Below are 7,755 nucleotides of genomic sequence, written 5' to 3' on the forward strand. Positions count from 1 at the left end.
CTGCGCCTCGGCGGCGGCCGGCCCGGCCCGGGTGCATCTCGCCGCTGTGCTGACCGCGCTGGGCGCGGCGCTGCTGCTCGGCACCCCGGGGACGCTGCTCGTCGCGGCGGTCAGTGATCCGCACAGCGCGGACCACCAGCACGAGGTCCCCGTGCCGGAGGCGACCGTCGCCGGGCTGCTCGCCGCGTTCGCGTGCGCCCTGCTCGGCACGGCCGTCGGCGCGCTGTGCAACCGGCCGCTGTTGCGCCGCCCCGGCTGGGCGATCCCGGTCACCATGCTCACCGCGCTGCTGGTGTCGGTGGCCGGTGCCTCGCCCGCGAACGCCGCCGTGTCGGGGCTGGTCGACGGCTCGCTCAGCGGCACCGTGACGATGCCCCTGCTGCCCTTGGCCCTGACCGCCGTGGCCGCCGCCGGGGCGACCGCGCTGGTCTGCGCGCTCAGCTCCCGCCGGTCGTAGGGTTCGGGCCATGGACGATCGAGGAGTCATGGACGATCGAGGAGTCATGGACGACCGAGGGGCCATGGACGACCGTCGGGTCGATGACGACCGTAAGGACCTTCCCGAGGGCCCGCCGTACGCGGATTGCGTGCTGTGCGGCGAGCCCACCGAGCACCCCGCCTCGCGCCCCGGAGCGACGCTGTGCCCCGTCTGCGAGTGGCAGGAGGCCCAGCGCACCGCCTGCTCCGGCTAGCAGGTGTCCGGCGGATCCTGCCGCCGACGGTTGGCTGCTCCCCGCCCCTTCCCCAACCGGGGCGCTGCCCCAGACCCCGGGGTCCAGGGGCGGCGGCCGTGGCAGCGGGGCGCGGGCGGGCGGGTTGCCTGCGGTTCCGCCGTGTGGCGGGGCGCTGCCACAGACCCCTGGGTCCAGGGGGCGGCGCCCCTGGCAATGGGCGCGGGCGGGTGGGCTGCTTCCCTCCGCGTCCCTTCCCGCAACATCGATATGCGGCTCGGCCGTGTGGCGGGGCGCTGCCCCAGACCACGGGGTCCAGGGGCGGAGCCCCCGGTATCGGGAAGGGGCGGGGAGGGGAAAGCATCGATATGCGGCTCCGCCGCCTGGCCCGCCGGACGCCCCCTGGGCCCTGCCCGGCGAAGCCGCCGGACAGGGCCCAGCCCAGCACCCGCAACGGCGCTGAGCAGGTCGGAGGAAGTCCGCTACGGTTCGGGCAGCGCCCGAAGGGGCGCGGGGCGGTGTCGAAATGCGGCTCCGCCGCGGCTGTGTCGATGTGCGGCTCCGCCGCGTGGGACCAGCCACGACGGCGCCACAGTCGGCCGACGACGCATCGCGCCACTTCCCGCGGAGCGCTCAGTGGCGCCAGGGCCCCGTCACGGCGAACGTCGTGCCCGGGGTGTAGCAGTTCACATACATCGTGCGGCGGTCCGGCGCGAAGGTGACCCCCGCGAACTCACCCCACTCGGGCTCCTCCGGTGTGCCAATGTTCTGCGCACCCCGGGCCATCGGATAGACCTCGCCGCGCCGGGTCAGCCCGAAGACGTGCTGGGCGCCGTTGCCGTCCTCGCAGACCATCAGGCCGCCGCTGGGCGCGAGCGTGATGTTGTCGGGGGACTCACCGGGCAGTTGGACATCCGTCTCGGGGCCGAAGACGATCACCAGCGTGAGGCGCCGCCGGTCGGGGTCGTAGCGCCAGATCTGGCCGAAGTGATCGGCCGCCGAGCCGTCCGCGCTCTTGGCGAAGCTGGAGACGAAGTAGACGGACGAGCCGCCCCAGTAGCACCCTTCCAGCTTCTGGGCGTGGGTGATCCCACCTGGGCCGAAGTCCTGGAAGCGGATGGGGGTTTGGCGGGCGAGCGGGTCGGGGACGTCCACCCACTCGACGTGGTCGAAGGTGGTGCCGGGCTCCTGGATGGTGGACAGATCGGCCACCCCGGGCACCCGCAGCGCCTGTAGCTCCCCGCCCGCCCGTAGCGAGCCGATGCCGCCGAGCGGCTTCTTCGGCCGGAAGCGGTAGAAGAGCCCGAAGGGCTTCTCGAAGGCGTCCTCGGTCTCGTAGACGACGCCGCTGCGCGGATCGACCGCGATGGCCTCGTGCTGGAAGCGGCCCATGGCGGTGAGCGGTACGGCGCCGGTGCGGCGCGGATCGTACGGGTCGACCTCGAAGATGAAGCCGTGGTCCTGGGTGTAGCCGTTGGTACCGGCCCGGTCCTCGGTCTCCTCGCAGGTCAGCCACGTGTGCCACGGGGTGGGGCCGCCCGCGCAGTTGACCGCGGTGCCCGCGATGGCCACCCGCTCGGACAGCACGCGGTTGCCGGAGTCGAGCTCCAGGGCGGTGCAGCCGCCCAGGCCCATCGGGTCGTAGGTGAGGCCGCTGACCGCGGGGACGCGGATCGCGGCGTCGATACGGTTCTCATGGTTGCGGACCAGATGCGTACGGCCGTGGCGGTCGCCGGTGCGGCCAGGGAAGGCGGCCATGCCGTCGCAGTGGCTGGGGACCTTGCCCTCGCCGGAACGGAGTTCGTCGCCCTCACGCGAGAGCACCCGGTAGCGGAATCCCGCGGGCAGGTCGAGCAGTCCATCGGGGTCGGGGACCAGGGGGCCGTAACCGCCCCGGCCAAGTGGCGGGGAATCCGGTTCGACGGCCGCGGCCGTCCCGGCGAAGAGTTCGGAGACGCTGCCGGTGAAGGCGATCGAGGCGATGGAGGCCCCCAGTGCGCCGGTGCGGCCGAGAAGCTGACGTCGTGTCGCTGACATGCGGTAACTCCCTGCTGGCGGACAGAGAAGATGACCGCACGTGTGTATCACGGGTGCGGGAGCGGGGGAACCATCCGATCAGCGATGCGCGGGTCGGTCAGCGATGCGGCCGGTCAGCGATGCGTCGCGGACCGGTCAGCGTTACGCCGCACCCATCCGCGCTCAACGTCCCTACGACGCGTCCCTACGACGCGTCCCTACGACGCGTCCCTACGACGCGTCCCTACGACGCGTCCCTACGACGCGTCCCTACGACGCGTCCCTAGGACACGCCCCTACGACGCCGCGTCGGCCAGCCCCTTCGCGTCCCGGGCGAGGGCCGTGAGCCGGGATATCGCCCGGAAGTACTTCTTCCGGTAGCCGCCGTTCAGCATCTCCTCGCTGAAGAGCTGGTCGAACGGCACCCCGGAGGCCAGTACCGGCACCTCGCGGTCGTAGAGCCGGTCCGCCAGCACCACCAGCCGCAGCGCGGTCGACTGGTCGGGTATCGGGCCGACCCCGGTCAGGCAGACGGCCTGGACGCCGTCGCACATCGCGCCGTAGCGGCTCGGATGCACCCGGGACAGATGGTCCAGCAGGGCGGGGAAGTCGTCCAGGGAGGCGCCGGGTATGTGGCGCGCGGCCCGGGTGACCGTCTCGTCGGAGTGCGGGGCCGGGGCCGCGGGCAGACCGCGGTGGCGGTAGTCCTCGCCGTCGATGCGCAGCGCACGGAAGTGGGCGGACAGCCCCTGGATCTCGCGCAGGAAGTCGGCCGCGGCGAACCGGCCCTCGCCCAGCTTGCCGGGCAGCGTGTTGGACGTCGCGGCGAGCGCCACGCCCGCCTCGACCAGCTTGCCCAGCAGCGTGGAGACCAGGACGGTGTCGCCCGGGTCGTCCAGCTCGAACTCGTCGATGCACAGCAGCCGGTGGCCGCTCAGGGTCTGCACGGTCTGCTGGAAGCCGAGCGCGCCGACCAGGTTGGTCAGCTCCACGAAGGTGCCGAACGCCTTCAGCTCGGCGGCGGCCGGAGTGGCGTGCCACAGGGAGGCCAGCAGATGGGTCTTGCCGACGCCGTAGCCGCCGTCGAGGTATATCCCGCGCGGCCCGCCGCTCGCCGCGGGCTTGGCCTCCCGGCGGAACCAGTGCCTGCGGCGGCCGCCCTTGGCGCCCGCCCCGCCGTCGAGCCGTCCGGCGAAGGTTCGCAGCGCCTCGACCGCCTCGGCCTGGCTGGGCTGGCCGGGGTCGGTGATGTAGTTGTCGAAGCTCACGGTGGCGAAGCGGGGAGGCGGCACCATCTCGGCGACCAGGCGTTCCGCGGGGACCTGCGGCGCACGGGCGGTGAGAGCGGCGGGGGCTTCGGCGGCTATGCGGCCTGCCGAGCCGGATGCGGTGGTTGGTGCAGACACGGATATCCAGGGTAGTCGCTCTTCACCCGAGCGCTGTCCGAGAGGGAGGCATGTCACACTGCGGCCTATGCGACGCCTGTTCCCCGTGCCTGCCCGAACGTCTGCCGACAGCCCTTCCGGAACGTCCGCCGGAGAGCGCGCGGCCGAAGACCGTGAATGGGGCCTTGACGAACTGGCCGACGCCTACGCGTACCCGGAGCCGCCGCACGGCCCCTCGGGCGCCTTCCTGCGGGCCAACATGGTGTCCTCGCTGGACGGGGCGGCCCATCACGACGGCCGGTCCAAGCCGCTGTCCTCCGACGCCGATATGCGGATCTTCGGGGTGCTGCGCGGGCTCGCCGACGCCGTGGTGGTGGGCGCGGAGACCGTACGCCTGGAGGGCTACCGCCCGGCGCGCGCCCGTGAGGCGTTCGCCGGGCGGCGGGCGGCGCTCGGGCAGGCGCCCGCGCCCGCGATCGCCGTCGTGAGTGCGAGCCTGGACCTGGACTTCTCGAGGCCGCTGTTCACCGAGCCGCTGGTCCCGACGATCGTGATCACGGGCGCGGCGGCCGCGGCGGAGCGGATCGAGCGGGCCCGTGCGGCGGGGGCCGAGGTGGTCTTCGCCGGGGCGGGTCCGTCCGGCCGGGTCGACGCGGCGGCGGCCGTGACCGCGCTCGCGGAGCTCGGCCACACCCGGCTGCTCACCGAGGGCGGCCCCACGCTGCTGGCGCAGTTCGCGGCGGCCGGGGTGCTGGACGAGCTGTGTCTGGCGGTGGCACCCCTGGTCACCGCGGGGGCCGCGAAGCGGATCATGGACGGAGCCGAACTGGGGGAACCGGAACAGTTCGCTCTCGATTCCGTCCTGGAGGAAGCCGGGTTTCTTTTCACCCGCTACCGTCGGATTTATCAATAACTTATAAAAACGTCCGTAAACCCGCGAAAAGGATCGCGAAGGAGAAGGGCATCCGCCGTGTTCACGAGCGTATTGATGATTGAGAAGCCCCTGACCCCCACCGACGTGGAATTCGTCACCACCTTGCACGGCGATGATCCCGTCTCCTTCGTCGTCCTGATGCAGCCCCGGGGCAGCAAGGACCGGCTGCTGCGGGCGATCGACGACATCGCCCTCGGCGAGTTGGAGCAGGCCGCCCAGGAGGGGGAGGAGCCGGAGGGCAGGGAGGCACTGGAGCCCGCCGAGAAGGCGCTGACCCACTCGGTGGCGGCGCTCGAGGCGGCCGGGAGCCGGGCCCGGGGCCATGTCGTCCAGCGCCATCCGCTGGAGGTGCTGCGCGGTGTCGTGGAGGAGACCGGGGCCGATGAGGTGATCGTGCTGACCGCCCCGCACTTCGTGGAGGAGTTCTTCCACCGGGACTGGGCCTCGCGGGCGCGCCACAAGGTGGGGGTCCCGGTGCTGAAGCTCTTCTCGCACGCCGTGGACGAGGACCGGACCACGGCCGACGGCTGAGACCGGACCACGGCCGGCGGCCGAGACCGGACCACGGCCGGCGACCGAGCCGCGGCACGGGTCCTTGCGGCCATCGGCGGGGCGGGCCGCCGGGGGTGCGAGAATCGGGCCGACAGCACTCACCGAGAACCAGGGGAGACCCGTACATGGCACCGGCCGGCACCGCCTCCGACGCGCTGGATCGACCGCACTTCATCGGCATCGGCGGGGCCGGGATGTCGGGCGTGGCGAAGGTCCTCGCCATGCGCGGCGCACGGGTCTCGGGCAGCGACACCAAGGACTCGCCGATCGTCGGGGCGCTGCGCGAGCTGGGCGCGACCGTGCACATCGGCCACGCGGCCGGGAACATCGCCGCCGACGCCACCAGCGTCGTCGTCTCCAGCGCCATCCGCGCCGACAACCTCGAAATGGTCACGGCGCACGAGCGCGGCATCCCGGTGGTGCACCGCTCCGACGCGCTCGCCGCGCTGATGGACGGCTCCCGGCCGATCGCGGTCGCGGGCACCCACGGCAAGACGACCACGACCTCGATGCTGGCCGTCTCGCTGCGCACCCTGGGCCTGGACCCGTCGTACGTCATCGGCGGCGATCTGGACGCCCCCGGCTCCAGCGCCCGCCACGGCGACGGCGAGATCTTCGTCGCCGAGGCCGACGAGAGCGACCGCAGCTTCCACAAGTACGCGCCCGAGGTGGCGATCATCCTCAATGTGGAGCTGGACCACCACGCCAACTACGCGTCGATGGACGAGATCTACGCGTCGTTCCAGACCTTCGTCGGCCGGATCCGGCCCGGCGGCGCGCTGGTGATCTCCGCCGACCAGTCCGGCGCCCGTGAGCTGACCGCCCGGGTCACCGGGGGCGAGGAGCCGCCGCGGGTGCTCACCTACGGCGAGGACGAGAGCGCCGACGTACGGGTGCTGGCCATCGAGCCGCACGGGCTGACCAGCGAGGTCACCGTCCGGCTCGCGGAGTCCCTGGGCGGCGCGGAGCTCACCTTCACCGTCTCCGTGCCCGGCCGCCACTACGCGCTCAACGCCGTCGCCGCCCTCACCGCGGGCGCCGCCCTCGGCGTCCCGGCCCACGAGCTGGCCCCCGCCCTCGCCTCGTACACCGGCGTCAAGCGGCGGTTGCAGCTCAAGGGCACCGCGGCCGGGGTGCAGGTGATCGACTCCTACGCCCACCACCCCACCGAGATCGCCGCCGACCTGGAGGCGATCCGCGGCGGCGCCGGGGAGGGCCGGGTACTGGTGGTCTTCCAGCCGCATCTGTTCAGCCGCACCCAGGAGCTGGGCACCGAGATGGGCGAGGCGCTCTCGCTCGCCGACGCCTCCGTGGTCCTGGACATCTACCCCGCCCGTGAGGACCCGGTCCCCGGCATCACCAGCGCCCTGGTGATCGACGCCGCGGCCCGCCACGGGGCGGATGTGACCGCCGAACACGACCGCAACGCGGTGCCCGAGCTGATCGCCGGAATGGCCAAGCCCGGTGACCTTGTTCTCACCATGGGCGCGGGCGATGTGACCGATCTCGGTCCGGCGATTCTCGCCCGTCTGACGAGCCCGGAGAACTGAGGAGGTCCGTCCCCATGGCGTACGAGATCGACAAGCCGGAGGAGCAGTGGCGCGCCGAGCTGACGCCGCAGGAGTACCACGTACTGCGGGAAGCCGGTACCGAGCGTGCCTTCACCGGTGAGTACACCGATTCCAAGACGGTCGGCGTCTACTCCTGCCGGGCGTGCGGGGCGGAGCTGTTCCGCTCGGAGACGAAGTTCGAGAGCCACTGCGGCTGGCCGTCGTTCTACGACCCGGCCGACAGCTCGGCCGTCGAGCTGCTGGAGGACCGCTCGCACGGCATGGCCCGCACCGAGGTGCGGTGCACCCGCTGCGGTTCGCACCTCGGCCATGTCTTCGCGGGCGAGGGCTACCCCACCCCGACCGACCAGCGCTACTGCATCAACTCCATCTCGCTGCGGCTGACCCCCGAGGAGGGTTGAGCCTCAGGGTCTCCGAGGAGGGTTGAGCCCCAGGGTCTCCGAGGAGGGTTGAGCCCCAGGGTCTCCGAGGAGGGTTGAGCCCCAGGGTCTCCGAGGAGGCCCGAGCCTCAAGGTCTCCGAAGAGGCCCGAGCCTCAGGGCCGCGGCCCCAGCCGCAGCACGGCGGCGGTCTCGGGCGGCAGTCTCAGCATGCCGCCCGGGCCCGGGAGCTCGATCCGCCGCCAGG

8 protein-coding genes are annotated in these 7,755 nt (G+C 72.6%); 6 read left to right on the plus strand and 2 right to left on the minus strand.

Annotated elements, in window-relative coordinates; translation table 11 throughout:
- Positions 1-457, plus strand: a 457-nt coding sequence (locus KN815_RS36830; protein ID WP_216346196.1) for an ABC transporter, incomplete at its 5' end; no start/stop codon positions are given.
- Between the two features lie 10 nt (positions 458-467).
- Positions 468-692 (plus strand): hypothetical protein, encoded by a 225-nt coding sequence (locus KN815_RS36835; protein ID WP_216346202.1) that lies wholly within the window; start codon positions 468-470, stop codon positions 690-692.
- A gap of 612 nt (positions 693-1,304) precedes the next feature.
- On the opposite strand, the gene KN815_RS36840 is transcribed toward KN815_RS36835, so the two are convergent.
- Positions 1,305-2,708 carry an alkaline phosphatase PhoX gene (locus tag KN815_RS36840; RefSeq protein ID WP_216346197.1) on the minus strand — a complete coding sequence of 468 codons (1,404 nt, stop codon included), beginning with the start codon at positions 2,706-2,708 and terminating at the stop codon, positions 1,305-1,307.
- Positions 2,709-2,983: 275 nt separating this feature from the next.
- On the minus strand, positions 2,984-4,093 hold the full coding sequence (gene zapE, locus KN815_RS36845; RefSeq protein ID WP_372458579.1) for a cell division protein ZapE: 1,110 nt from the start codon (positions 4,091-4,093) through the stop codon (positions 2,984-2,986).
- Positions 4,094-4,160: 67 nt separating this feature from the next.
- On the opposite strand from zapE, the gene KN815_RS36850 reads away from it, so the two are divergent.
- The 4 genes from KN815_RS36850 to msrB all read left to right on the plus strand — a co-directional run bounded on the left by KN815_RS36850 (position 4,161) and on the right by msrB (position 7,530).
- Entirely contained in the window at positions 4,161-4,985 is an 825-nt protein-coding gene (locus tag KN815_RS36850) for a pyrimidine reductase family protein (RefSeq protein ID WP_216346198.1), read from the plus strand.
- 75 nt (positions 4,986-5,060) lie between these two features.
- A complete protein-coding gene (locus KN815_RS36855) occupies positions 5,061-5,537 on the plus strand; it encodes an indole-3-glycerol phosphate synthase (RefSeq protein ID WP_216346199.1) in 477 nt (158 codons plus the stop codon).
- Positions 5,538-5,683: 146 nt separating this feature from the next.
- Positions 5,684-7,108, plus strand: a complete 1,425-nt coding sequence (gene murC, locus KN815_RS36860; protein ID WP_216346200.1) for a UDP-N-acetylmuramate--L-alanine ligase — start codon at positions 5,684-5,686, stop codon at positions 7,106-7,108.
- Between the two features lie 14 nt (positions 7,109-7,122).
- A complete protein-coding gene (gene msrB, locus KN815_RS36865) occupies positions 7,123-7,530 on the plus strand; it encodes a peptide-methionine (R)-S-oxide reductase MsrB (protein WP_078644451.1) in 408 nt (135 codons plus the stop codon).
- Positions 7,531-7,755 lie beyond the last annotated feature (225 nt).

The sequence above is a fragment of the Streptomyces niphimycinicus genome (assembly GCF_018883605.1).
In the GTDB taxonomy this organism is placed as follows: Bacteria; Actinomycetota; Actinomycetes; order Streptomycetales; family Streptomycetaceae; genus Streptomyces; species Streptomyces niphimycinicus.

Bases quoted from the DNA above. Each gene is read 5' to 3' on its own strand.
- murC (WP_216346200.1), top strand. From the start codon at position 5,684: ATGGCACCGGCCGGCACCGCCTCCGACGCGCTGGATCGACCGCACTTC.
- KN815_RS36850 (WP_216346198.1), top strand. From the start codon at position 4,161: ATGCGACGCCTGTTCCCCGTGCCTGCCCGAACGTCTGCCGACAGCCCT.
- KN815_RS36855 (WP_216346199.1), top strand. From the start codon at position 5,061: ATGATTGAGAAGCCCCTGACCCCCACCGACGTGGAATTCGTCACCACC.
- msrB (WP_078644451.1), top strand. From the start codon at position 7,123: ATGGCGTACGAGATCGACAAGCCGGAGGAGCAGTGGCGCGCCGAGCTG.
- KN815_RS36840 (WP_216346197.1), bottom strand. From the start codon at position 2,708: ATGTCAGCGACACGACGTCAGCTTCTCGGCCGCACCGGCGCACTGGGG.
- KN815_RS36835 (WP_216346202.1), top strand. From the start codon at position 468: ATGGACGATCGAGGAGTCATGGACGATCGAGGAGTCATGGACGACCGA.